Origin of the sequence: Vibrio sp. VB16 (assembly GCF_015594925.2) — a bacterium.
In the GTDB taxonomy this organism is placed as follows: Bacteria; Pseudomonadota; Gammaproteobacteria; order Enterobacterales; family Vibrionaceae; genus Vibrio.
This window is the reverse complement of record NZ_CP087591.1, coordinates 518,674-545,053: the sequence shown is the minus strand read 5'-3', so window position 1 is coordinate 545,053 and position 26,380 is coordinate 518,674. Positions and strand designations below refer to the sequence as shown.

Below are 26,380 nucleotides of genomic sequence, written 5' to 3'. Positions count from 1 at the left end.
ATACTGATCTAAGCACTTTGTTACTTCTGTAAGTGCTTTCGGCTGTTTGCTTCAAGTTTGGAAAACAGCAGAGAGAGCCCGAAGCAGAGGACGAGATACGACAAACCGACTAACAACCATATCTCAAAAATCAATCCGGATGAATTTGCCATTTCTGTACCGACGAAAGTCAGTTCCTGAATAGAAATCAATGAAACAATAGAAGAGTCTTTTACAAGTGAGATAGCTTGCCCTGCCAACGGAGGCGCAATGGTACTTATTACTTGCGGGGCAATGACATAACGATATTTTGACCACGTAGATAAGCCCAATACATCCGCGGCTTCCCATTGGCCTTTCTCAATGTTCTCTAATCCAGCCCTCACAACTTCTGCGATGTAAGCGGCCGACAGTAATCCGACGCATAGCACCCCTGAGAGTAAGTTTTCCCAAAGGTTTGCTTTTCCAAATAGTATCTCCTGAACAACATTCGTCTCACCTGAATGCTCTCTAAGCAGGGCATCTAGTCCAAGTAATGGAATAAGTTGATTGGAGATGAAAAAGTAAAAAATAAATACAAAAACCAGCGGTGGTATATTCCGAATAAGCTGAATATAGGCGATAGCAGGTGCGCGAAATATCGATAATGCCGAGTGCCTGGCAATGCCTAATAGGATGCCAAGCAATAACGAAAAAACAACGCCCCAGACACTCAATCGGAGTGTTGAAACCACACCCTGGAAAAAATACGGTATGTCTCCATTTGCTCTTGGAGTGAAAACAAGCTCAATAGCACCAGACCAGTTCCAATGATAGTTCACACCAATAGAAGATCGGTAGTAAAACCAGATGGCGGCAAACGCAATCAATCCAAGCAGAAAATAATCTAATCGATTTAATCTTTTCGAACTCTGGGCCTTCGTTGGTCTTATTGAGCTTATGGTTTCCATTGTAGATTACTGCCCTTGAGCCACTTGGCTTTGCCAATCTAATGTAGAGAACCAATATTCGTATCGTTCAGCCAACCAACCGTCTTCAGTCCGCTCTTTAATCCAATGATCAAAGAAGGCCTTTTTATCGTCTTCACCGAGTCGCACTGCAAATGCCTCGTTACCTTTTGACAGCCGTTCATTGAAAGGAAGGAAAAGGACATCTTCGTGTTTTAGAGCCTCATGCTCGGGTTTTGGGCTAGAGGCAATAACCGCGTGGGCATTGCCGTTCAATACTTCTTGGAATGCTTGCGCATCGTCATCAAATTGAAGAATCTTAGCTTTAGGGAAGGTTTCACGCGCCACTTGTACAGTGAATGCTCCACGACGCGCTGCAATTTTTACTTTGCGAGAATTAAAATCGCTCATTTGATCAAAGCCAGCGGCGAGTGTTTTATTCGCGGCGACCTGAACGCCTGAGTGTGAATAGGCAGCGCTAAACAGAACGCTTTCGGCTCGTGCAGGTGTGATAGACATACCACCAATAATAACATCAAATTTCTTCGCCAAGAGCGCGGGGATAATACCGTCCCATGCCGTAGGGACGAACTCAACTTTCCAGCCAGAATCTTTCGCTAGACGGTTGGCAACGTCGATTTCAAATCCGATCAATTCGCCCTGTTTATTACGCATCGCCCACGGAACAAAGGTAGACATACCAACGCGTAACGTGCCACGTTGCTCTATTTTTTCGATGTTCACGTTATCGGCAACCGAAGGCAGAGATAGTAACGCCCCCAACATTGCAATCATTGCACTTTTTAATAATCTCATATTGCTACTCCGTGTTTTTTTCGTTTGTCCATTATAGTGTTCGCCATTGGGCACCTAGTTTATGTTCTAGCCTTGCTGCGAATGCGGATAGTGAAAGGGTAAGGGCTAGATAAATAGCCGCAATAGTAAACCATATTTCAAATGGCATTGCCGTCTCTGAAACGATATTTCTCCCTTCTGTTGTAAGGTCAAAGATTGCCATGACGCTAACAATAGATGAATTCTTAATCAGCGATACGACCTCATTTGTTAGTGGTGGCAGCGTTCTCTGTATTACCTGTGGCAATATAATGTCTCGATAACTATCGAGTGGCGAAAGACCAAGTGAACGAGCGGCTTCGAATTGGCCCCGAGGAATGCTGTTTAATCCTGCTCTGAATATTTCCGCTGTATAGGCTCCTTGGAATAACGCTAAAGCAAGTATTGCGGTTGAGAATCGATCGAGTCCAATCACTGGACCAAAAATAAAGTAGAGCAGATATAATTGAACCAGCAATGGTGTATTACGTATAAGCTCAATATACCCACGGGCAATGGCTCTACCAACGATAGAGTCTGACAACCTAAGTAGAGCCGTGGTGAGTCCTAGAACAAGGGTTGCTACTAAACTGAGCAGAGAAATACGTATGGTGACGAGAAGACCATCAACCAGCTCGGCTGACCACCATTCACCATCCTCATAAAAAAATAGGTAATCGGGAATTCGCTCCCATTGCCAACGGTAACCCATAGACTCGGCACCACTGTCTAAAAGCCAGACAATTCCGACGATTAAAACCGCAATTTGAAGCAGTGCTGAGAAAACGGGTTTGAGGATTTTAACCATATTAATGGCTTAATATCTGGTTTAAGAATGCACGTGTGCGTGGCTGTTTTGGTGAGCTAAACAATTGCTCAGGTGGTGCTGTTTCGATGATTTCGCCTTCATCCATAAAAATGACACGATCCGCGACTTTTTTAGCAAACCCCATTTCGTGGGTGACGCACACCATAGTCATGCCTTCTCTTGCAAGTTCAATCATCACATCTAATACCTCGTTGATCATCTCTGGGTCAAGTGCAGAGGTGGGTTCATCAAATAACATGATTGAAGGCATCATACAGAGAGAACGAGCAATCGCGACACGTTGTTGCTGCCCTCCAGATAGTTGGATCGGGAATTTATCGGCTTGTTCGGCAATGTGTACACGATTTAGGAAATGCAGTGCACGTTGTTCGGCTTCTTTTTTTGAAAGCTTTAGTGTTCGGATTGGGGCCAGAGTAAGGTTGTCTAATACGGTCAAATGAGGAAACAAATTAAAATGTTGAAACACCATACCAACCAACCCCTTTTGTTTAGAAAGGTCTGTATTTCCTAAGACGTTGATACAACCGGAATCGACCTGTTCTAGCCCGTTGATGCAGCGAATTAACGTTGATTTGCCTGAGCCTGATGGGCCACAGACAACAACTATCTCACCTTCAGCTACGGTAAGGTCGATTTTGGCCAATGCTTGAAAGTTGCCAAACCATTTATCAACACCTTTAAACTCGATGGCTTGTGAGTTTGACTTCGTCAATTTAACCCCATTGTGTTTCATTTAATTATTACCATAGCAATATCAGCGAGATATTTCATTTATAGATTGGCATTTATCGCGAAATTTTGTCGCCCATAACCACTTTAAATATGAGACAATGATCCCAATTATATGGTTATTGTGGGCAGCCGACGACAGAGTCGCCTGTCAGTTACACCCAGAATTGTTATTTACAGAGAGTGAAAAATGACTTTTGATTTAAATCTTATCCCTACCACCTTTGATATGTTACATGGTGGCCTTGCTGCCTCTTCTCTTATGTTACTAATACTCGCGATTTCTCGCCAATCTAAAGTGATTGAAAAAACGGTGGAGAAGCCCATCGAAAAGATCGTTGAAGTGGAAAAACAAGTAGAAAAGATAATCGAAGTAGAAAAAATTGTTGAGGTTGAAAAGGTCGTTGAAAGAGTGATTGAAGTTGAATCTAAATTGAAGACCGCAAGCACCGATTCCGCTATGCAACTACTTTCTATTATGCAGCAGGAAGCGAGATTGATAGATTTCCTTAAAGAAGATTTAACCGGTTTTTCTGATGATGAAGTAGGCGCAGCTGCTCGCGTTATTCATTCAGGTGGCCAGAAAGTATTGACTGAATATGTAGAGCTTTCTCATATAAAGAATGAAGATGAAGAGACTCGAATTACCATCGAAGAAGGTTTTAATTCTCAGGCGGTTCGCTTGGTTGGTAATGTGACTGGTAGCGCACCATTTAGTGGCACGCTTATCCACAAAGGTTGGAAAGCGGATAAGGTAAATTTGCCTAAGCTCGCTAAAAACTATGATGCTGCCATTATTGCACCTGCAGAGGTAGAGCTTTAATGGAAAATGATATCCCTAAGTACAGCGTTGGGATCGACTTAGGGACAACTCATTGCGTTTTGTCCTTTGTTGAACTCAACAATGAAGACGCGACGGTGCAAGTACTGAATGTCCCTCAGCTTATCGCACCGGGTCAGGTTGAAGAAAGAACTCAACTAGGGTCATTTGTTTATCAACCTTCTGAATATGAAATGGGGGAAGGTTCCCGCGTGCTTCCGTGGACCACGACACCGAGTGCCTTGGTGGGTGCCGTAGCACGAAATCTTGGAGCGAAAACACCAATACGCCTAGTTGCTAGTGCAAAATCATGGTTGTGCCATAGTGGAGTGAACCGACGAGAGGCGTTTCTTCCTCAAGGGAGCCCCGAAGAAGTTGCAAAGATATCACCATTAAGAGCAACCGAGTTGTATCTAGAGCATCTAAAAGAAGCTTGGAATCATCAAAACTCCGAACATAAACTTGAAGCTCAAGATCTTACCATCACCGTTCCTGCGTCTTTTGATCCTGCGGCTAGAGAGCTTACTGCAGAGGCGGCGCGGAACGTTGGCTTCAACCATTTAACTCTGCTTGAAGAACCGCAAGCTGCGTTATATAGCTGGATAAACAACAGCGAAGATCAATGGAGAAGTGAGGTTGATGTCGGCGACGTAGTTTTGGTCGTGGATATTGGCGGAGGTACTACTGATCTATCTTTGGTTGCGGTAACGGAAGAAGAAGGCAATCTAAGCTTAACTCGTGTCGCGGTTGGTGAACATATATTGTTAGGTGGAGATAACATGGATCTCGCCCTTGCCTATCGCATTAAAATGAAAATGTCCCAAGGGGGAAAGGACCTACAACCATGGCAAGTTCAAGCGATAACGCAAGCGTGTCGCGACGCAAAAGAGACCTTACTCAACGATATGGAAGTACAGTCTGTACCTATCGTTATTCCGAGCCGAGGTTCAAAATTGTTAGGTTCTACGCTGAAAACTGAGCTGACAAAAGAAGAGGTTCAACAGACATTAGTCGATGGCTTTTTCCCCATGGTTCAAGTGCACGAACACCCGGTACAAAAAGCACGTAGTGCGTTGACTCATATGGGACTTCCATACGCTCAAGACGCAGGTATTACTCGCCATATAGCCGCCTTTTTATGTAAGCAAAGTAATGCAACTCAAGAGGTGTTCGGCGGATTTTATGGTGAGCAACCAGCCGTTGATTTTATTAAGCCAACCGCCATTTTGTTTAATGGTGGTGTGTTGAAATCACGCCTACTAGAAGCGCGCCTTACCTCAACGATTAATGCATGGCTTGAGCAATCAAAATGCCAAGCGGCTAAGAAACTGAGCGGTTTAGATCTCGATCTTGCCGTCGCTAACGGTGCGGCATATTACGGAGCAGTAAGGCAGGGTAAAGGTGTACGCATTCGTGGTGGTATTGCCAGTAGCTATTACGTAGGCATAGAAAGTTCTATGCCTGCAATACCAGGAATAGCACCACCAATGGAGGCGATTTGTGTCGCTCCATTTGGTATGGAAGAAGGGTCATATTGTCAGGTTGAGAGTAAAGAATTTGGGTTGGTTATAGGTCAACCGGTTCAGTTTCAGTTTTATGGTTCTACAACTCGTCGTGACGACCAAGCTGGCACACATTTGGACTACTGGAAACCAGAAGAACTTGAGGAGCTACCAGAGATTCAGGTTACGCTTAAAGCGTCAGAAGGGCGTAATGTCGGCGAGATTGTTCCCGTTACGTTGGCGGCACGGGTGACAGAACTTGGTACGCTTTATTTGGAAGCGATGGCGAGTGATAATGGTCAAAAATGGCATGTAGAGTTTGACGTGCGTGACGTTTCAAATCCGGAATAAGTACTATTAGTAACGAAATGTCTTAGTAATACGCCAAATAAATTCCGTCATCCTGACGAAAACTGACCTGTTTTCGCGAAAACCGACGTCATCCCCATGAAAATGGGGATCTAATATCACCAAGATTCTCGTTTTTACGGGAATGACGGTAAATTTATATAAAGCTAAATCCTCTGTTGACTGACCGACATTATTCGTCCGCAAGGACTTTTACCTAAAGGAAACTCCATGGCCTCTGCTCGTTATTTGGTTGGTATCGATTTAGGCACGACGAACATTGTCGTTGCATACAGTGAGATTACCGAATCACTAAAAGATTCACCAATATCGATTTTTAAGATCGATCAACTCGTCGCTCCCGGTGAAGTAAGTCGAAAACCTCTGTTGCCTTCTTTCCGTTTTCACCCTGCTAAAGGGCAAGTTTCTGAAAATGATATGGTTTTACCTTGGGAAAACGTACCTGTCGAAGGCGATTTTAATCTCGCCATTATTGGTGAATGGGCCAGAGAATTAGGCGCAAAGGTTGAGGGGCGGCAGATCTCTAGTGCCAAAAGTTGGTTGTCACATCAAGCTGTGGATAGAGAGTCCGATATTCTACCTTGGGTTGCGGGCAACGATGTCGATAAAGTCTCTCCCGTTACCGCCACCGCGAGCTATCTTAACCATGTACGGCAAGCTTGGAACTACCATAACCCTATCAATATCCTAGAAAATCAAGATGTGGTGATTACGGTACCGGCTTCATTTGATGAAAGTGCTCGAAAGTTGACCCTCCAAGCCGCAAAAAAGGCGGGTTTAAGCAAAGTCGTGTTGTTGGAAGAACCGCAAGCGGTATGTTACGACTGGTATGCGCGTCATAGTGACTCAGCTAAATCAAAGCTAATAGATGTGCCTCTAATCTTGGTATGTGATGTGGGAGGAGGGACCACAGATCTCAGCCTAATTGAAGCGAATCATAAAAATGATGAACTGGAGTTGAACCGTATTGGAGTTGGTGATCACCTCATGTTAGGGGGGGATAACCTTGACCTTGCATTAGCGCACCTTGCAGAGCAACGATTTAACAAGGACAAAAAACTTAACGCGTCGAGTCTTTCTAAGTTAATTCAGCAAACGCGTAAGGCAAAGGAACAGTTGCTGAGTAAAACCGAACAAGAGCAAATTAAGATTACAATGTTGGGCAGTGGTTCTAGGCTTATTGGCGGAACCAAAAGCGTGGATTTATCGAAACATGAAGTACATCAATTGGCGCTAGATGGGTTCTTTCCAAAGGTGGAGATAACCGATTTACCTGATAAAAGGCGCAAAGCGGTTATTGAATTTGGTCTGCCTTATGTTGCTGACCCGGCAATCACTAAACATATTGCAGAATTCATCTCTCAACATCAGTCTGCTGCTAGGCATGCACTTGGATTGGCTGCCATGAGCGATGAAAAAACCGAAGAGACCGTTGTCCCTGTAGGCATTCTGCTTAATGGTGGTGTCTTTAACAGTGAACTGGTTACCGAGCAGGTCACAACTATCCTGAGTAACTGGCGGGGAAGCCCAGTTATTGTGCTAGATAATCCGCACCCAGATCTTGCCGTCGCGTTAGGTGCGGTTGCTTTTGGTAAAGCGCGTCGTGGTGCCCAGTTAAAAATTGGAGGCGGATCAGCTCGTTCGTATTTCTTACATTTACCTGAGAAAAAAGGCTTTGGCAATGCTATTTGTCTATTGGCCAAAGGCATTGAAGAGGGGCAAGAGATTCGACTATCAGGACGTAAGTTTGCACTGACCCTAGGCGAACCTGTTCGATTTAACTTGTTGACCTCTATCCACGATACGTTAAGCGACAATAAACCTGCCAATAATGGTGCAATGTATAAGGTCAATACGGACATTTTCACTCCGTTGCCACCTTACATTACTAGCTTAGAGCGCATGGAAGGTACAGAAGAACGTCAGGCTAATCAGAAACAACGGGTTGAAGTTCAGTTGACTTGTAAACTGACAGAGGTGGGCACACTGCAATTGGAGTGTGTAAGTGTGGAAGATGAAGCCAATCGTTGGGCGGTTGAATTTGAGATAAGAAAACAAGCGGATGTTACTCAAGAATCGAAAATAATACGGCCTAAGCTTCAAACATCACTCGATCTTATCACCACGGCATATAGTGGAAATAAGAAGAACGCTGACCCTAAGGTAATCAAAACGCTGATGAAAGAACTCGAACAGAAACTTGGCAAAAGGGCTGATTGGGACTTTTCAACATCAAGGCAGATTTTTGATGCATTTTCTAAAGGAAGAAAACGTCGCCGTCGCTCAGAGCAACATGAAAAGAACTGGCTTCGACTTTCAGGTTATGCACTCAGACCCGGATACGGTGACCCCACCGATGAATGGCGCATCGAGCAGGTGTGGGCGCTCTACCAACAAGGCATTCAATATCAGAATCATCAAGGTTGGAGTGACTGGTGGGTATTTTGGCGACGAGTTTCGGGAGGGCTAAGTGCGGATCAACAAGAAACAATTGCGACCGATATAGTTAAGTATTTGCACCCTGGTTCACTGCGCAACCCTAAGGTAGCTAAAGAAGCGCAGGAAAAAGGCTATGAAGCGATGGTTCGACTTGGCGCGTCTTTAGAGCTTTTGCATACCGACGATAAGGTCTTAATGGCAAAATGGTTCCTGAATAAGGCCGTTAATGAAGCACAGCATTCGCAGGCTCATTGGTGGGCATTGGGCAGGATTGCAGCACGTCAACTCATGTATGGTAGCCAACACTCTGTATTGCCACGTGAGCAGGTTGAGCAATGGCTGCCGACATTGTTAGAGCAGAACTGGATTAAAGAGCCCATCATCGGTTTTGCAACTGTGATGATGTGTCGTAAAACAGGTGACCGATTATTCGATGTTTCTGACGAATTTCGGCAGCAAGTCATTGAAAAACTACAACGCAGTAAAGCCGCATCAGCATGGATTGAACTAGTGCAACAAGTCAAAGAAATGAATGCATCCGAGTCAAAACAGGCCTTTGGTGATGCGTTACCACACGGGCTTCATCTTGTTAAGGATTAAAAATAAACTGGAGAATTGATGGATCATAAATAGGGATGAAGTGAAGTAGATATCAATCAGCATGCTTTATCCTTAAATGTAGACAAAGTGTTATGTTGCTCACCCTTTGAAATGCATATAGAGGCATAATCATCGATGAGCTTCTAATATAAATATACCTACTAGAAGATGGTATGTTGTCCTCGATGTTGTAATTTAATTTTACAGAGTTATTCAAACTTAGCTTCCGCAAAAATCAGTCATTTTGATGGCAACCAGTCTAGGCATTGAAGTGATCGCTGAAGGGGTAGACACATAGTGGAAAGACGACGACTTGAGAAACTAAGGTTGTCATCGTATTCAAGGTTATTTTTACGGAAAACCAATAGAAATAGCAGAATTTCTAGAAAAATGGAACACATCCGCCGATCAAATCACGCTAAAATTATAGAGTGGTCACACTTAAGTTAACCAATTGAAATAAAAGAATAAAACTGTATTACTATTATAGGCAATGATGGTAGTGAATTGTCGCTTAATGAGGGGACGTTACATGTCAACGCTCAAACTTGTTCAAGAAGAATTGATTGGGTTTCATTCTAAACGAGAGATTTCTTGGACATGGAATACTGAAACGGAAGTGTTCACTATTGACTCTGTGTTAATCCGTCAGTATTTAATGATCAATAAAGAAATTACAACGATTGAAGATTTTCTCGCACTTTTTAGTAGTGAAGATCAAAAACGGATTGTTTCCTTGTTAAAAAGTGTCTATGGCGATGAAAAAACGAAACCGGTAAAGGCTTGCATTGCGACAGAAGATGCGAGTGTTAGTTTAAGCGTAGTTACGGCGATAAAAGTATCTGAAGGCTTAATAGCGGGTTCCATAATGCCGCTCTTTTTGTCGCCAACTCAGGAGGACCTCTCAACTTTTTTTCATCAGTTATTCGAAAATGAACACCATGGTATGTTGATTACAGATGGAAAAACCCGAATAGTCGCTTGCAACAGTTTATTTGAAAAGACATCGGGTTATCGTATTGATGAACTCGTTGGGAAACAAACCTCGATCTTTAATGCTGGTAAGCATGGCCCGACATATTTTGAGGAAATGTGGTCCAAAATAGAACAGAATGGATTCTGGAGCGGTTTGATTTTAAGTAAGCGAAAATCAGGTATTGTTGTACCGGAAGAGTTATTGATTCAACGTATTACTTCTATACGTGGCAATATTTATTACTTGGGAATGACCGTTGATTTATCAGATACACCTTATAGAATTGCCGGTATTGAACACGGTGGTATTGAGCTATTAACACAACTCCCAAGTGACAATGATTATTACCTAAGGGTGAAATCTACGTTTACTTCTAAAGAAGAGACTCAAGGTCTGATGGTGATCTCTTTTGTACCCAATTTTGAGAGCGATGTTGAATTTGAATACAAGAAACAGCTGGCCAACGCGTTTGATCGAGAGAATAAAAACATAATTGCAGGCTTTCTAAAAGCCAGTGTTTTTTCCATTGCAATTTTGTACGAACGTAGCCCCGATAAGCCTCATTCACTGTCCATTTACGAAGCAATTCGAAGCTGTTTTAATGATATCAAGGTACACATTGATGCCATTATTTATAAACACATTTCTCAACTATCCATTGGGGTTTCGGTTCTTAGTATGGATGCTACCTCCCCAAGTCGATTAATCTCACACTCTTTAAAAGCGATGTATGAGAAGCACTCATCGGGAAGCAATCATATCTGTTTCTATAATAGAACGTTGCATGAGAAGGTTAAGAGGCGTGATAACTTAGAAACTATTGTGGTGGACTCAATCAAACATAACAAAATTGAGGTCTATTTTCAGCCGATCATTTGTACCGATAATTGGAAGGTGACGAAATTAGAGGCTCTCTGTCGATTTAGAGACGGAGAAAATAACATTCTCAATACTGAGGAGATGGTTAGGATCGCGGAAGATTTGGACTTGGTTTCGCAACTCGATCTTGTGGTTGCAGAGATCGCACTTAAAACCAGAGATCTACTGGTGCAAAAGTTCGGTACAGATGTTGAGTTATCAATCAATATTTCACTCAATTCTAAAAAATCGATTAAGGCGATATTGAATGATTTAATAAATATGTGTCGTGGATACAGTCAACATATACCCTATACAATCATTGAATTAACAGAAACGGCCTATTTTAATAGCGAAAATGAAGACGCGGAACAGTTATCAAAATTGAGAGATATTGGTTTTAGAGTTGCGATTGATGATTTTGGAACGGGTTACTCTTCGTTTTCTTACCTCAAAAACAATAACTTTGATATCTTAAAAATAGACAGAGAATTTGTAAAGGATTTGGTCTACGGATCGTCTAATTATCACATCGTTAAGATGATTACATCGCTAGCGCATACCCTAAACGTACAGGTTGTCGCCGAAGGCGTAGAGAACCTATCGGAAGTTGTGCTGTTAGGCGATTTAAAAGTAGATTACCTGCAAGGGTATTATTTCGAGAAACCGTTGCCATTTGATAAGTTACAACCAAACATAAATTATGTAAGAAAACTCAATGATTTAAAAGAAGTAAAGAGTGAGGCTATAGAATTAATTGCGTTTCCACCAACCCTATCACCAGGGTGTAACCTCGGTGAAGTCAGGGAAATATTTAGTAATACTAATTTCACCACGCTTCCCGTTATTGTTGATGATAAATGTGTCGGGTATCTAACCCGTGAAATTTTCAATTTGCATGCCTCTACGTCTTTAGGGACGGCAACTGAAACGATGCAAGACTATCGCTCATTATCAAAGCCCGTTAGCGCTATGATGGATGCAAAATTTGTCGAGGTTCATAAAACAGTTGGGCTTGGTGAAATTCATGAAAAAATTAAGAATAAAAACAAATTCCCTTGGATAGCAATCGATGATTCTGGTGAATATTTTGGATTAGTCGATGCTTTAAGTGCGATACAGTTTATCAATGAGCAATAGTATGTTGTAGACCGTATTTAATCTGTTTGAATTGGTACGGTTTTGTAGAATCAGCACAGGGATTAACGCATTGGATTTCTATTTGGTTCTGTCCCAATATGGTGGGTTTCCATAGTAATCTGCAAAGTAGTCAATAAAGGCTCTAACCTTTGGAGCTAGCAGGCGTGAACTCGGGTACACTGCCCAAATAGCAGAATCCGATGCCAATGGATAATCTTTAAGTATCTGAATCAATTCACCGCTTTCAAGCTGCTTATTTACACACCATGTAGCGGTTAATGCTATTCCTAACCCATGAACACAAGCGTCTCTAACCGCTTCTCCATGGTCAGTTCTCAAATTGCCTTTGGTTTTAATGTTCAGTTCACCCTCTGGGGTGTCGAATAACCAGTTTTCAAGCCCCATCAACTTAATGCATTGATGGTTATTAAGATCCTCTGGGGATTCAGGTTGCCCATAACTTGCTAGATATTCTGGAGAGGCGCAGATAATACGTTTATCAGAGGCCAGTTTACGTGCGATCAAACTAGAGTCTTTTAATTCTGCATTTCGAATCGCAATATCGAACCCGCCTTCAACAAGGTCGACAATGGAATCCGTTAACCGCAAGTCGATAGAAAGGCGAGGATGGAGAGCGAGAAACTCCTTAAGTGCGGGTAGCAGGTGCATTCGACCAAAGGATGCGGGTGCGGTAATTCGCAAAGTGCCTTGTGGTAATATGTTACCGACACCTATTGACGCTCTTGCGGCCTCAATAGTCGCAAGGACTTCCTCTGCATGAGGAAGAAAATCGATTCCCTCTTCAGTGAGCGAAACCTTCCTTGTGGTTCTGTGGACAAGGCGAACACCAAGCCCTTCCTCAAGTTTATTTACATGAGAACTGGCCACCGCAGGAGACAGACCGAGCTCTTGGCCTGCTTGGCTAATATTGTTGGTGGCGGCGAGTCTTACAAACAGTCTAAGGTGTTCAATATTCATTATTAATTAAATAGCAGTAATGGTTTAGAAACTTGACTCATACTATATTTAATTCAAATAAACAGCCACATAAGTCTGTCGGTTCTACGTTGTCTAATGGAGGTATAGCGAGCTCAAGGTGATAACGCCACATCGACAGGAAACGTTATGATTGGAGCGGGTAAATGTTCCGTTGTCACATAGATACTGCGGTTGTCAGAGCTAAAGGCGAGTGACTCTGCCTGTTTCAGTGAAGGGAGTTCATATCGAACTGGTGTAGATGAAAGTACGGTGTGCCAGTCAGTACTGCCTTTGCTTTCATATAAAAAAGCACTGTCATAAGTTAATACCGCAGCAAATCGCCCATCAGAAGATATATCCATTGCAGTAGGTTGTGATGAATAGCCAAGCAGATAAATAAAGCTAAACTTTGGCTTGCTTGGTTTTGGAAAAGAGGGCACTGCGCCCAAGCTGGTTGCAACTTGTGGTGTATCTCTATTAAGTGTTAATTCGAATAGGATTGGCTGTTCATCTCTTTTAGACAATAGGATTATTTTCTCATTTATTATATCTATGGCAATAGATTCACAATCTCTAGGACCATCAGCATAAGTGTATGAGATGCTCCATTCAGGGATAACTTGAATGGGATTAAGATAACGCCCTTTTGTTAATAGGGGCTCTTGGATTATATGAAGTAGGTATTCATCCCTGAGGGCGAAATTGTCTCCTGTATCAGCGATAATAAGGTAGCTTTTCTCGTTGTATTCAAACGCCGCCATATCTTCCCAGTCAATATTCTCTACACCTTGAATATTCACTTTGGCTCGAAATTTCCCTTGCAGATTTAACGCAATCAGTGAGGGGGAATTATCACTGTCGTTGTGACTCCATAAGGTGTTTGTATTCAATTTTGAAACAGCTAGCCCGCTTGATTCGGCGAGGTTTGTATCTTCGATAGCACCGATTACTAAAGCACCACTATTGCCTTCATAATCATCAAGCTGAGAACAAGATGATACCCAAATCGTTGAGAAGATAAGGAGTGCCACGGTGGCGATTAGTATGACGAATCTGCGCATAATTTCCTTTTGATAGTCATTTCAAGTTGTGTGGTTCTGCGGCCTAAAGACACGCTTTAATCCATTTCACATACCATTACTCTCGGTGTCTGTTTTTTGAAGTCAGCAGTGAACGAATGGAAATACCCGTCACTAACATGGTGCCTGATAATACCAAAACAGTACCAAAAACGGTATTCCAGCCAACTTGTTCATCTAATATTAGGTATCCCCAAAATATCCCAAATACCGGGATAAGGAAGGTCACAGATAGGGTAGAAGCGGCGCCAACGCTGGCGACTAAGTTAAAATAGAGTAAATAGGCGACACCAGTACTGAATATACCTAAAGCCAACACCGATAAACTGATTTCTATCGTCGGCATTTCTCTTATAGGAATAAAGAACACTAATGGTAGAACAATCAAGGCGGCGGCCCACATGTTGCCATGGGCGTTATCAAAGGAAGAAATTTGTGGGGCTGTTCTGGTGTAATTACTAGCAATACCGTAACAAACAGCAGCCAAAATTCCGGCGATGATCGGAAAGATAGCGTCTGTACCCAAACTAACCGCGTCCCAACCAACGAGAATAATCACGCCAACAATACCGATAATCATGCCTAATAAGGCGTGCTTTGTTAACGGCGTTCGTGTCCAAAATACACCAATTACCGCACCCCATATCGCGGCAGTAGAATTCAAGATGGAAAGTGTCGATGCATTTAGTGTTTGTGCCGCATAGGCGAAAAACAGAAATGGCAGTGCAGTATTAAATAAGCCGATAATAAAAAAATGTTTTTTGTACTGTAAAAGTGGTAGTTTTCTTTTTATAAAAATGGATACGACCAGTAAAAACAGTGCCGCTAATGTGACTCGAGCTTCAATCAGTACGGCAGGGCCAAGCGCTGTTGCAGAGATCCGCATAAACAGAAATGAGCCACCCCAAAGGGCAGCAAGCAGAAAAAGTTGAAGCGTGTTACGTAGTGACATTTAAAAACCAATCGCAGGGTGATAGATATTGAATGAGGCTATCTTGTTACTAATTTGTAATAAGTACAACTTGATTTTTGTTAAACCCAACAGATGAAACCTGTGCGAATTCGTTTGTAAGGACGTGTTACTAAATTAAATCGTTTCTATCCAGCCAAAGAAGATGACGGTCGCGTTTTTAAGGAAGCATATGATCTACATTACTTTAAAGACTAACCTCTGGAGCCGTTATGCGATATCAAATTAAAGAAGCCGTCGATAAATTCATAGGTGTGACGAACGCCGAACCGAGTCATGTATCCGTAACCAGTGCCAATCCAAATGATATTAGACTTTCTTACATGGATAATAATGAGCGGAAGTTTGAGTTTAAGTACTCTGATGGAAAATTATTTCTTTTAGATAAAGTTGAGGATTCTTGGTTTCTTCTGGATGAGTTTAATTGTACCTGTGATGGGCTATATTTTTTAAATTCGTAATAATTCCTCTGTAATTATCTCTATTTTCTATTAGTCTATTAGCATCGATAAATTTTTAACGCGGCAAAGATTAATAATGAAGAGAAATACAGACGATTTTTTAATTTTCTATCATTTGATTGAATTGGGATCCTTTAGTAAGGCCGCAGATCAGGTTGGATTAACTAAATCCGTAATAAGTAAGCGTATTACTCGTTTGGAACAGGAGCTAGGCGTACAGCTTATCTTTCGTACAACTCGCAAACTTACCTTAACTGAAGCAGGAGAGGTTTTTTTTCGCCACGCGCGCGAGGTCTATTTTAGCGTAAAAAATGCTCAGGAAGAGCTAAAAGGGTTGAGTGAGTCGTTTACCGGAACGATTCGTATAACAGTTCCGACCATTTCTGGCGAACTTATCTTGCCTCAAGCTATTGCAGAGTTTAGCCGTAAATATCCTGACATCACGGTACATATGGACTTGGATAATCAGTTTGTTGACTTGTTATCTGGAGGGTACGATCTCGCTATTCGGACAGGAGTACTGCCAGATTCGAGCCTTATAGCGCGGCGTTTAGTAGATGTTCATTGGGTTATTTGTGGTGCTCCAAGCTATTTCGAAAAAAACAAAACCCCTCAGAATCCTCAAGAGCTGAGTAAACATAACTGCCTTGGGTACTCGTTTCAGGAAACGGGCTCAGATGAGTGGCTTTTTAAAGGGAAGACCGAACCATTTACTTTAAAGGTGGCGGGCAACTTTTGCACTAATAATGCTTCAGCATTAAGACGAGCTGCGCTCCTTGGCCAAGGACTTATTTACGTACCGAAAGTTTTGGTGGCAGAAGATTTGAAAGAGGGCACTCTTGTAGAAGTGCTTCATAAACAGGTTGGTAAATGCTTAGGTATATTTGCGGTCTATCCTTATACCAAGCACTTACCAACTAAAACTCAGTTGTTTATCGATCACATCTACGATTGCTACAATCGAAGCGTAGAAAGTTTCTGACTTTTTGCCACCCCTATACAACATCGAAATGGCACCTTTGTCTTAACTGACTCTGTCTACCAAATAGAGGATTGAGCGATATTCAATCCCGCTATGTTCTGATAGACCAATTTCACAGGTTCTGCTATTGGAATACCCCTCGCTGCAATCCTCTGGTACTTCTGATCTTAGTGAGGCTAACGCAGAGGCGTTGAGTTCCGGTTTAGTGAATCCTTTATCGCCAGCGAATCCACAGCACTGTATATCCTCCGGTATGATTACTTTTTCAGCGCATGCTTCAGTGACTTCTTGAATTATGCCTGCTAAACCATTTCTCCGTGATGTGCAGGTAATGTGTAACATCACCGGCTCTTTTTGTTGCGTTATGGTAAGCCTTGGCAAGACGTATTCCGCAACAAATTTAAACGGTTCGTATATTGATAATTCTTTTTGAAGTGCGTCCTTACTCAGACTTGCACATGGGCTTGTATCCATCAAAATGGGGTACTTCCCTTGTTGCGATGCCTGCCAAAGTGAATCTTGCAATGCGTTCATCTTACTGTTTGCCGTATCGACAAAGCCTTTGCTCTTATAAGGCATACCACAGCATTGGCTGTTAATATCATCTGGTAGTACAACATCGTAGCCCGCTTTTTCGAGCAAGGAAATGGTCACTTCAGTTAATGACCTGTTATCGATGGCATTTTTTTCTGGTCCCATATTACGGGATGCACAACTAGGGAAATAGACGACCTTTTCTTTTCCTACGGAATGTATCGTAATCGTGGAAACATTTCTGGCTGGTATTGGAAGGTGGGGGGTCCATAATGGTACGCGTTTACCGGACAACTGGTGAGCGGCTTTGGTAACTGCTCTCATGTTATTGGTTCCAATGATGCCATGCATACTATTGGCAGCACCCAATCCTAGCTTGGTAACGGAGGTAACTGCTTCGAAATGATCGGCTGTCCAACTCGCGATTGTTCTAGCAAGAGAGGAGTGATCTTCGCGGAGTTTCCGCATTAGGTCACCCGTGTTTATACCAACTGGACAACGGTCAGCACAAAGCCCGGTGGCGGCGCAAGTATCAATACCTTGATAGCGGAATACTTTTTCCATTTCGACCAGTTTTGCTGGGTCTTCGTTGGTTTTGTAAAGGCGGCGGATTTCCCGGTACACAGTGTTACGTTGTCGTGGCGTCAAAGAGAGGTTCCGCGAAGGACATACTGGTTCGCAGAATCCACACTCTATGCATTTATCGATCAGTTCGTCTGCTGCAGGCATCTCTTTAAGGTTTTTTATATGTGACTCGTGGTCGTTATTAAGAATGACACCTGGATTCAGAATTCCGGTCTTATCGAAGATTTTTTTGATCTTCTGCATCAATTCGTAGCCGTCTTTGCCCCATTCGAGCTCAACGTAAGGAGCCATGTTACGGCCTGTACCATGCTCTGCTTTGAGTGACCCTTTATATTTCACGGCAACCAATTGCGCTACGGCGTCCATGAAAGCGCTATAACGCTTTATTTCGGCTTCATTATCAAAGGCTTGGGTAAATACAAAGTGAAGGTTACCTGCTAATGCATGCCCAAATATTATCGCCTCATGATAATCGTATTTAATGAACAGATTTTGTAATTCACGTACTGCAGGTGCGAGTTGGTCGAGTGGAAACGCGACATCTTCGATGATCACGGTTGTACCGGTTTCTCTTACTGCTCCGACGGCAGGGAAAAGTCCTTTTCGGATGGCCCATAGTTGAGCGCATGTGGTCGCGTTGCGGCTGAACTCGACGGCCTCAATGGGTGAATAACCATTAATTATATTGACTAATGCTTGAGACTGCGCAGCAAGATCTTGCTCATCTGCAGCGTGAATCTCTACAAGAATTGCGGCTGCTTCTGTGTTTCCTTTCTTTCCCAACTCGGCAATAAATTCGGGCATTCCCGGTTCATTGGCTACGGATGCGAGTGAGCGGCTGTCCATTAATTCGACCGCTGCGACATTGGTCTTACTGAGTTCACTGACTGCGAAACAGGTGGTTTCTATATCTGAGAATACAAATAGCCCTGACGCCTTGAAAGCGTGGTCAATCACCGTGTTATAAGTAATGTCAGCGATAAAACCGAGCGTACCCTCAGACCCAATTAATAGATGCTGAAGAATATCGATAGGGTCTTTATAGTCTACAAGTGAGTTTAGGCTGTATCCCGTGGTGTTTTTAAGGCGATATTTATGGCGTATTTTATCTGCCATATCAACATTACTATTGCATTCTTGTGCCAATGTGCTGAGGTCTGAAATGAGTGATTTATGGCTGAATTTAAATGACTCAATACTGTCTTTGTTGAGAGTATCTAGCACGGTACCATCGGCAAGTACGACCGTCATACCAGCCAACGTTTTGTAGCTATTTTTTGAGGTGCCACAACACATGCCAGAAGCATTGTTGGCTGCAATACCGCCAATTTTACAGGTATTGATTGACGCGGGATCCGGGCCAATCATACGCCCAAATGGCGCAAGATACTTATTGGCATCTGCGCCGATAACCCCTGGTTGTAGCCATATCTGTTCACCATTATTGATTATCTGGTGGTTGCGCCAACTGGTTGTCAGGGTGATGAGAACAGAGTCGGATATAGCCTGCCCTGATAAACTTGTGCCTGCGGCTCGAAAGGTGAGTGGTATCTGTTTTTCATTGCAGATTTTGATTGCGAGAACGATTTCATCAAGCGAATCGAGTTGCAGTATAAGTTTGGGCACCATTCGATAGAAACTAGCGTCTGTACCGTATGCTAAGGTTAGGGTTGGGTCGGTGATGATTCTCTTCTCGTCGATATGAACGCTGAGTTCTTGTATCAACTCTTTATATATAGATTCCATTCATGCTCCAGATTCATTTACGTCACGTTTTTCGCATATTCTTGTTATCGGTGTCTTCATGCAGATCACCTTTATAAATAGTTTATATAAGTGTTTATGGCGTATGCGTTCTTACATTCGTTGTTTGATATTACCCTAACAAATAGGGTTGATATATCACTTTTAATTCACTTGTTTGTTGCAAAAACAAGACTAATCGAATCAGTGACGAGAAAGTGATGGAGGAGCGGGCATAAAAAATGCCAGTCAGAATGAACGGACTGGCATCAATTTCTAATAAAGCTAAACGTTATCTAGATTAGCTTTTCTTAACCCAAGCCGTCGTATCGATATCAAGATCTTTATATTCGTCAGGGTTAAACACAGGATGTTCAACACCTGCATCAAGTTGTTTCCTGTAATCCTTGATAAGTCTTGTTGCCGTAGGGAACAGCATAATGAGTGCTAACAAGTTAACAATGGCCAAAATCCCCATCAATGGATCAGAGAAGAAGAAGACCGCTGTTGCACCAGGTGCTACAGCACCAACAAACACAACGCCAATAACAAGAATACGCAATATGTGAATTGCCATTGGGTTCTTAGTCATAAAGGTTAGTGCATTCTCTCCGAGATAGTAGTTGTATATAACGGAACTGAATGAGAACAGAAGGATAGCAAACGTCAGATAGTACTGAGTCCAAGCACCGAAGTGAGAAACCAAAGACTGCTGAGTAAGTACTATGCCATCGATACCTTCTGCACCAGGTACATACACATCACCAAGTAAAATAACGAAGGCCGTACAGCTACAAACAATAATAGTATCGATAAATACTGAAAGTGATTGAGTGATGCCTTGACTTACTGGGTGAGTAACGTCTGCTGTTGCTGCTACGTTAGGAGCTGAACCTAGGCCAGCCTCGTTAGAGAACAGACCGCGACGCAAACCTTGCGCTAATGCTGCACCCATACCACCGCCAACGGCTTCTTCAATGCCGAATGCGTTAGATACGATATTTACAATTACACCAGGAATTTCTGTGATGTTAGTGATAATAACGAGAAGAGCCATTGCTACATAAGTGATAGCCATAATAGGCACAACAATATCTGCAACCTTAGCGATACGTCGGATACCACCGTAGATGATGAAACCGACAATAATCGCAAGGAATAAACCCGTATACATACGGTCAATACCCAAGCTATCTTGCACTGCACCAGCAACGGTATTGCCTTGGAACGCGTTAAAACCAAACGCGAAAGCAGCAATCAAGCAGAATGCGAGTACATACGCTAACCAGCGATAGTCTTCACCAAGGCCATGAATAATAGTACGCGCAGGGCCGCCACGGAACTCGTTACCTTCTTTACGCTTGTATAGCTGAGCAAGTGAACATTCCACTAAGCTTGTTGCCATACCTACCAATGCAATTGCCCACATCCAGAATACGGCACCTGGACCTCCAAGAGTAATAGCAACGGCAACACCAGCGATGTTACCACCACCTACACGACCACCAACGGATAATAAAAGGGCTTCACGTCCGGAAATTTTGTCTTTACCCGCAGTTTGGTTTTTGCTTGATAGTACTCGGAACATACGTCCGAAAAATCGGAACTGAACAAAGTCAGTAACAATGGTAAAAAATAGGCCAAAAATTACAAGAAATGGTATAAGCGACCATCCCCAAGTGAGGTCACCAATGACCCCAAAAAAGCTTTCTAACATATCCATTCTTTCTCCTAGTATTCATTTTCTGTCTGAGAATTGATCAATTTGGCTAATTTATAGTCTATTAGGCGCCAATTGACCTTGCATTGTACTGGTTTTAAAAAAATATTCGAAGAAAAACAGGGAAAAAGTTTGTGCACGGTAACTAGAATGGATAAAAATCAGGAGCCAAGGGGGCTCCTGCAAGACAATATAGCGAATAAAGATGTTAACGTGGAATTAACATGATGTTAGCAATGTTCAATGTTCATACGGAAAGTGCCTTGGCAAATTCGATATAGATCTTACGGAGCTGCGATGCAATTGGGCCAGGAACACCATCACCAATTGATCGATCATCAATGGAGATGACAGGCCATATGAAGGTTGATGCTGAACTAATAAAAGCTTCTTTCGCTGCGTAAGCTTCTTCTATTGTGAATACCCTTTCTTCGATAGACAGATTGTGTTTTTCCGCTACTTTTAGTAATGAAGCACGTGTTATACCATGGAGAATATCGTTACTGAGTGGGCGTGTAACAATAGTATTATTTTGGGTTATTATATAAGCGTTACTTGAGCCTCCTTCCGTGACGTATCCGTCTTCAATCAACCATGCGTCATCACAGCCAACACTCATGGCTGCTTGTTTTGCCATACAGGCTGCCAATAGTGAGGTCGTTTTAACGTCACGACGTCTCCAACGAAGATCTGGCGTGGAGATGATCTTGATGCCTTTTTTTGCTTTCGGCGAGTCGATCACGGCGCGAGATTGAGTAAATAACACAACAGTCGGCTCAGTATTGTCAGGATAAGGGAAGTCACGGTCACCAGATGAACCCCTAGTGACTTGTAGATAAATACCGCCTTCCTTCAGATCATTAAGTGTGATGAGCTTTTTTTGAATGGTTACTAGGTCTTCAGTAGTAAGAGGATTTTTCATTGCCAATTCATTACAAGAACGAGCAAGTCTCGCGATGTGTCCTTCAAGATCTAAGAGTTTGCCGTCGACAACGGCAGTCACTTCATAGATGGCATCAGCGAATAAAAAACCTCTATCAAAAATGGAAACCTTTGCTTCAGATTCTGGTAGATACTCGCCATTTAAGTAAACGGTACGTTGCATATTTTTCATCCTAATTTAATTCAATTTCTCTAGGTATCGCAGTAAACCACTCTTTAACCCCATAGCTCTGTAGAGAAGGGCATCATGTGATTGTTATCGAACTCGAATCCGTGCTCTATATCTTCACTTAGTAGTAATGGGCCATCAAGATCAACAATATCGACACCTTGAGCAACAACGAATGCCGGTGCCATGCTTAAAGAGCTTGAAAGCATACAACCAACCATGATCTGCAACCCTGCTTGCTCTGCCTGATTCTTTAGGGCTAATGCTTCTGTTAAGCCACCGGTTTTATCGGTCTTAATATTGATCATATCGTAACGGCCAATTATTTCGCCTAAGCTTTCTCTATCATGACAAGATTCATCCGCACAGATTGGAATAGGTCTCGGTAGTGTCTCAAGAATATGGTCCATCCCTACAGGGAAAGGTTGTTCAATCATCGCTACGCCCAGTTTCACTAGCTCTGGAATAAGAACGTTGTAGAGTTCGGGCGTCCACGCTTCATTTGCATCAAGGATAATCTTGGCATTAGGTGATCCTTCGCGAACGGCAGCAACTCTTGCTAAGTCTTCGCCACCTCCAAGCTTCAATTTAAGCAAAGGACGAAATGCGTTCTCTATTGCTGCTTTTTTCATGTTCTCTGGGGAGTCTAGGGATAAAGTAAATGCTGTGAGCAAAGCGTCATGGGACGTCGCTAGCGTGTCCCAAATTCGCTGCTGTTTTTGCTTACACTCAAGATCCCATAGTGCGCAGTCTACGGCGTTTCTGGCTGCGCCCGGTGGTAAAAGGTCTTGTAACGCTTCTCGAGTGACCCCCTTTTTTAGTACAGGTAATACGCTCTCTAGTTCAGTTAAGGTACTGTCAATTGTCTCGTTGTAACGTGCATAAGGGACGCATTCACCGCGACCCATTACGCCGTTATTACTTATTTTTACCTGTATAACATCAGCCTGAGTTTTGCTTCCTCTAGAGATGGTGAAGCTTCCTCTAATTGGCCAACTTTTAACCTTAAAGCTTATTTGCATTAAACCTCCGATAGTTTGTTTACTATACGGCTTACACCTTGACGGAATGGGTCTACGACAGGTAGACCAAATTCAGATTCTACTTTATCCATAAATTCTAGCGCGACTTTTTCATCAAGCTGAGAGGTGTTTACAGAAATTCCAATAAATTGTACACCAGGATTGGTCAATCTGGCCGCTGCAATGTTAGCTTCCATACACGCTTTTATGTCGGGTATGGGGTAGTTTGGTAGCCCGCGCATGTGTGTTCTTGTTGGTTCATGACACAGAACGAGAGCATCGGCCTGCGCCCCATGTGTCAATCCAGTAGTCACACCAGCAAAGGATGGGTGGAATAGAGATCCTTGTCCTTCAATGACGTCCCAGTGGTCTACAGCGTTTTCTGGTGAGATGGTCTCGATGGCACCTGCGACGAAATCAGCTACCACGCAGTCAACACTCACTCCGTTTCCAGTAATCAAAATACCCGTTTGACCTGTTGCACGAAAGTCAGCGTTGATACCTTGCTCTTTCAGCGCTTTCTCTATCGCTAATGATGTATACATCTTGCCGCACGAACAATCTGTGCCAACCGTTAAAAGTCGTTTGCCTTGGCGCTTTTTACCATTTCCTACCGGGTAGTTTTGAGTTGGGTATCGCACATCAAACAGTGACTGGCCATTTTTTTTTGCACTAGCCACTAACTCCGGAATGTCGGTCAACCTATTATGTAAGCCTGAAGCAATATCAAGTCCGGCGTTTAAAGCGTCTATTAATATGCTACACCATTCCTTTGAGATAATACCTCCACGGTTAGCAACCCCAATGATCAAAGTCTTAGCCCCTGCTTCTACCGCTTCTTCAATAGAAAGATCAACCACACCGCAATCCGCATTGCATGTTGGTAAGCGATACTGACCGACACAACATTCAGGACGCCAAGTTTTTATGCCTTGAGCAACTTTTGCCGCGAGTGGATCTGCCGCGTCTCCAAGGAAAAGTAGATAAGGTTTTTTTAATTCCATTGGTATTCTCCATTTAAGAAATTAGCCGCCATACAGATGATTAAGCTATGTACCGACATTAGCTGCAGTGCAATATTCGTGACAGGAATGACGACTAATGAGATGTTCTTATGCGGATACTATATAAAATGTACCTTTTTAAAGGCGTGAGTGAGATGGTTTTGTCTAGATGTCGAAGGTATGGGTATTTTGCGTCATTCTATAACTTATGGTCATATTAGTTGAATGTTCTGATAAGGGTGATTTCCTAGACAAATTATTCAAAATCAATAATTATTTAGAAATATATAATTCCAATATATATCTAATTTTGTGAAATTATATGCTGTATGAAAAAGGAGACAACACCTTGCCAATTTACGGCTTCTTCGATGTTAAATAGCTAAATTTACAAAAGAATGAGCAGCATAATAGTCTTTACCTAGCACCATATATGAACAACACACACTTTTAATGATCATTAATGGTGCAATGGATATCCATAAAATCAGATATTCAGTGTTTAAAACTGATTATGATTGATGTTAATAAAAACTGATTTTTAAATATTTGTTGCCAAAATGTGAAATATTATTGTGTATGAATTCAGTTTATTACTTCAATATTGTTGTAAATAGCCATATTAAAAACTAAAAATAGACAGAAGGCCGTGCAAATTTATACTTGCAGCGTTATCTCATAATTGTTTCACTGCCATTGAAATTCCTCTTTAAATGGAATAATTCTAATCATTTCTTATGCTTGGTTTGCTATTTGCTACGGGCATAAGAGGATAGTTTTTAAAAAGTCACTATATTGGAGAGTCAGAAAATGGAGTTTATTTCCGGATTGATCGGTCAACTTAATGGGATAGTGTGGGGGGTACCCATGCTCGTCCTCATCTTAGGGGTTGGTATATATTTGACCGTAGGGTTAAAGTTTATGCCTATCCTAAATGTAGGGCGTGCATTTAAGTTAATGTGGAGCAGTCGTGAGGCGAGTGGAGAGGGTGAAATACCGCCATTTCAGGCGTTGATGACTGCGATGTCTGCAACGGTGGGTACGGGTAATATTGCAGGAGTGGCAACCGCCGTATTCATTGGTGGTCCCGGTGCTCTATTTTGGATGTGGTTGACGGCACTTGTCGGTTTGGCAACCAAATATGCAGAGGCAGTTCTTGCCGTTAAATACCGTGAAAAAGATGAGAATGGCTCATTTGTCGGTGGTCCGATGTACTACATCAAAAATGGTATGGGTGAGAAGTGGGCATGGCTTGGTTCTCTGTTTGCATTATTTGGCGCGGTTGCTTGTTTTGGTATTGGTAATGCCGTTCAATCGAATTCCATTGCTCAAGTCTTAGAATCTAACTTCTCATTTTCGCGCCTCGTTGTAGGCCTCATTATTATGGTTCTAGCGGGTGGTGTGATATTAGGCGGCCTTAAGCGCGTTGGTAAGTTCGCGGGTGCAATGGTGCCGGTTATGGCTACAGCCTATATTTTATGTGGGGTTGTGATCCTTCTAATGAACTTTGGGGAAGTTATTCCTGCGTTTGCTCTCGTTTTTGAACATGCCTTCACACCGGCTTCAGCAGAAGGTGGTTTTGCTGGTGCGACTGTCTGGATGGCGATTCGCTTTGGTGTTGCCCGTGGTGTTTTCTCTAACGAAGCCGGTTTAGGTTCTGCTCCTATCGCGCATGCGAGCGCACAGACCGATGATCCCGTTCGTCAGGGATTGATAGCGATGTTAGGTACCTTCTTAGATACATTGGTCATCTGTAGTATTACTGGTCTAGTTATTATTATTTCTGGTGCATGGACGAGCGGTATCTCTGGTGCGGCTCTGACATCTGCTGCCTTTGGTCAGGTTATTCCTGGTGGTAGTTATTTGGTTGCGGTTAGCTTAGCGATTTTTGCCTTTACGACGATTGTTGGATGGTCTGTGTATGGTGAGCGTTGTGCTGAATATCTGTTTGGTCCTAAGGCCGTATTGCCATTCCGTATCATCTTTATTCTTGCTCTACCAGTTGGGGCGATGATGGAGCTGGACTTTGTGTGGCTACTTGGTGACACGTTAAACGCAATGATGGCGATACCAAACCTAATAGCACTAGCGGTATTAAGTCCGGTTGTCTTTACCCTTACTAAAAGTTATTTCAGTAAGAAAGATTCAACGGTTGCTGACTCGAAATAA

19 protein-coding genes are annotated in these 26,380 nt (G+C 42.7%); 7 read left to right on the top strand and 12 right to left on the bottom strand.

Going from position 1 to position 26,380, the window contains the following annotated elements; genetic code table 11:
• Positions 1-20 precede the first annotated feature (20 nt).
• The 4 genes from IUZ65_RS18940 to IUZ65_RS18925 are packed head-to-tail and all read right to left on the bottom strand — an operon-like array spanning position 21 to position 3,322.
• Positions 21-929, bottom strand: a complete 909-nt coding sequence (locus IUZ65_RS18940) for an amino acid ABC transporter permease (protein ID WP_195705585.1) — start codon at positions 927-929, stop codon at positions 21-23.
• Between the two features lie 6 nt (positions 930-935).
• Entirely contained in the window at positions 936-1,742 is an 807-nt protein-coding gene (locus IUZ65_RS18935; RefSeq protein ID WP_195705584.1) for a transporter substrate-binding domain-containing protein, read from the bottom strand.
• A gap of 31 nt (positions 1,743-1,773) precedes the next feature.
• The gene (locus IUZ65_RS18930) at positions 1,774-2,568 is read right to left on the bottom strand and encodes an amino acid ABC transporter permease (RefSeq protein ID WP_195705583.1); all 795 of its coding nucleotides are present in this window, start codon (positions 2,566-2,568) and stop codon (positions 1,774-1,776) included.
• A gap of 1 nt (position 2,569) precedes the next feature.
• On the bottom strand, positions 2,570-3,322 hold the full coding sequence (locus tag IUZ65_RS18925) for an amino acid ABC transporter ATP-binding protein (RefSeq protein WP_195705582.1): 753 nt from the start codon (positions 3,320-3,322) through the stop codon (positions 2,570-2,572).
• A 186-nt stretch (positions 3,323-3,508) separates the two neighbouring features.
• Between IUZ65_RS18925 and IUZ65_RS18920 the strand changes: the two genes are divergently transcribed.
• The 4 genes from IUZ65_RS18920 to IUZ65_RS18905 all read left to right on the top strand — a co-directional run bounded on the left by IUZ65_RS18920 (position 3,509) and on the right by IUZ65_RS18905 (position 12,022).
• Complete coding sequence (locus tag IUZ65_RS18920) at positions 3,509-4,141, top strand: DUF2760 domain-containing protein (RefSeq protein ID WP_195705581.1); 633 nt, start codon at positions 3,509-3,511, stop codon at positions 4,139-4,141.
• Positions 4,141-5,991, top strand: coding sequence for an Hsp70 family protein (locus IUZ65_RS18915; RefSeq protein WP_195705580.1), 1,851 nt, complete (start codon positions 4,141-4,143; stop codon positions 5,989-5,991). Before IUZ65_RS18920 ends, IUZ65_RS18915 begins: the two co-directional genes overlap by 1 nt.
• A gap of 228 nt (positions 5,992-6,219) precedes the next feature.
• Entirely contained in the window at positions 6,220-9,048 is a 2,829-nt protein-coding gene (locus IUZ65_RS18910) for an Hsp70 family protein (RefSeq protein WP_195705579.1), read from the top strand.
• Between the two features lie 532 nt (positions 9,049-9,580).
• Positions 9,581-12,022: a sensor domain-containing phosphodiesterase gene (locus IUZ65_RS18905; RefSeq protein WP_195705578.1), complete on the top strand. Its 2,442-nt coding sequence runs from the start codon at positions 9,581-9,583 to the stop codon at positions 12,020-12,022.
• A 78-nt stretch (positions 12,023-12,100) separates the two neighbouring features.
• Here IUZ65_RS18905 and IUZ65_RS18900 read toward each other — a convergent pair whose 3' ends face one another.
• The 3 genes from IUZ65_RS18900 to IUZ65_RS18890 form a co-directional block, all read right to left on the bottom strand.
• Positions 12,101-13,000 carry a LysR family transcriptional regulator gene (locus tag IUZ65_RS18900; protein WP_195705577.1) on the bottom strand — a complete coding sequence of 300 codons (900 nt, stop codon included), beginning with the start codon at positions 12,998-13,000 and terminating at the stop codon, positions 12,101-12,103.
• A 113-nt stretch (positions 13,001-13,113) separates the two neighbouring features.
• Positions 13,114-14,061: a hypothetical protein gene (locus tag IUZ65_RS18895; protein ID WP_195705576.1), complete on the bottom strand. Its 948-nt coding sequence runs from the start codon at positions 14,059-14,061 to the stop codon at positions 13,114-13,116.
• 76 nt (positions 14,062-14,137) lie between these two features.
• A complete protein-coding gene (locus IUZ65_RS18890; protein ID WP_195705575.1) occupies positions 14,138-15,031 on the bottom strand; it encodes a DMT family transporter in 894 nt (297 codons plus the stop codon).
• A gap of 230 nt (positions 15,032-15,261) precedes the next feature.
• On the opposite strand from IUZ65_RS18890, the gene IUZ65_RS18885 reads away from it, so the two are divergent.
• Together IUZ65_RS18885 and IUZ65_RS18880 are read left to right on the top strand one after the other, a co-directional pair.
• Positions 15,262-15,510: a hypothetical protein gene (locus tag IUZ65_RS18885; RefSeq protein WP_195705574.1), complete on the top strand. Its 249-nt coding sequence runs from the start codon at positions 15,262-15,264 to the stop codon at positions 15,508-15,510.
• 76 nt (positions 15,511-15,586) lie between these two features.
• Positions 15,587-16,492 carry a LysR family transcriptional regulator gene (locus IUZ65_RS18880; RefSeq protein ID WP_195705573.1) on the top strand — a complete coding sequence of 302 codons (906 nt, stop codon included), beginning with the start codon at positions 15,587-15,589 and terminating at the stop codon, positions 16,490-16,492.
• Positions 16,493-16,534: 42 nt separating this feature from the next.
• Here the strand turns inward: IUZ65_RS18880 and IUZ65_RS18875 are convergent, their stop codons facing one another.
• The 5 genes from IUZ65_RS18875 to dgcN form a co-directional block, all read right to left on the bottom strand.
• Entirely contained in the window at positions 16,535-19,357 is a 2,823-nt protein-coding gene (locus IUZ65_RS18875) for an FAD-binding and (Fe-S)-binding domain-containing protein (RefSeq protein ID WP_195705572.1), read from the bottom strand.
• A 298-nt stretch (positions 19,358-19,655) separates the two neighbouring features.
• Positions 19,656-21,077, bottom strand: a complete 1,422-nt coding sequence (locus IUZ65_RS18870) for an alanine/glycine:cation symporter family protein (protein ID WP_195705571.1) — start codon at positions 21,075-21,077, stop codon at positions 19,656-19,658.
• 244 nt (positions 21,078-21,321) lie between these two features.
• The gene (locus IUZ65_RS18865; protein ID WP_195705570.1) at positions 21,322-22,179 is read right to left on the bottom strand and encodes a D-amino-acid transaminase; all 858 of its coding nucleotides are present in this window, start codon (positions 22,177-22,179) and stop codon (positions 21,322-21,324) included.
• A gap of 53 nt (positions 22,180-22,232) precedes the next feature.
• A complete protein-coding gene (gene dgcA / locus IUZ65_RS18860; RefSeq protein WP_195705569.1) occupies positions 22,233-23,207 on the bottom strand; it encodes an N-acetyl-D-Glu racemase DgcA in 975 nt (324 codons plus the stop codon).
• Positions 23,207-24,211 carry an N-acetyltransferase DgcN gene (gene dgcN, locus IUZ65_RS18855; protein ID WP_195705568.1) on the bottom strand — a complete coding sequence of 335 codons (1,005 nt, stop codon included), beginning with the start codon at positions 24,209-24,211 and terminating at the stop codon, positions 23,207-23,209. The genes dgcA and dgcN overlap by 1 nt, the downstream gene beginning before the upstream one ends.
• Positions 24,212-25,021: 810 nt before the next feature.
• Between dgcN and IUZ65_RS18850 the strand changes: the two genes are divergently transcribed.
• On the top strand, positions 25,022-26,380 hold the full coding sequence (locus IUZ65_RS18850; protein WP_195705567.1) for an alanine/glycine:cation symporter family protein: 1,359 nt from the start codon (positions 25,022-25,024) through the stop codon (positions 26,378-26,380).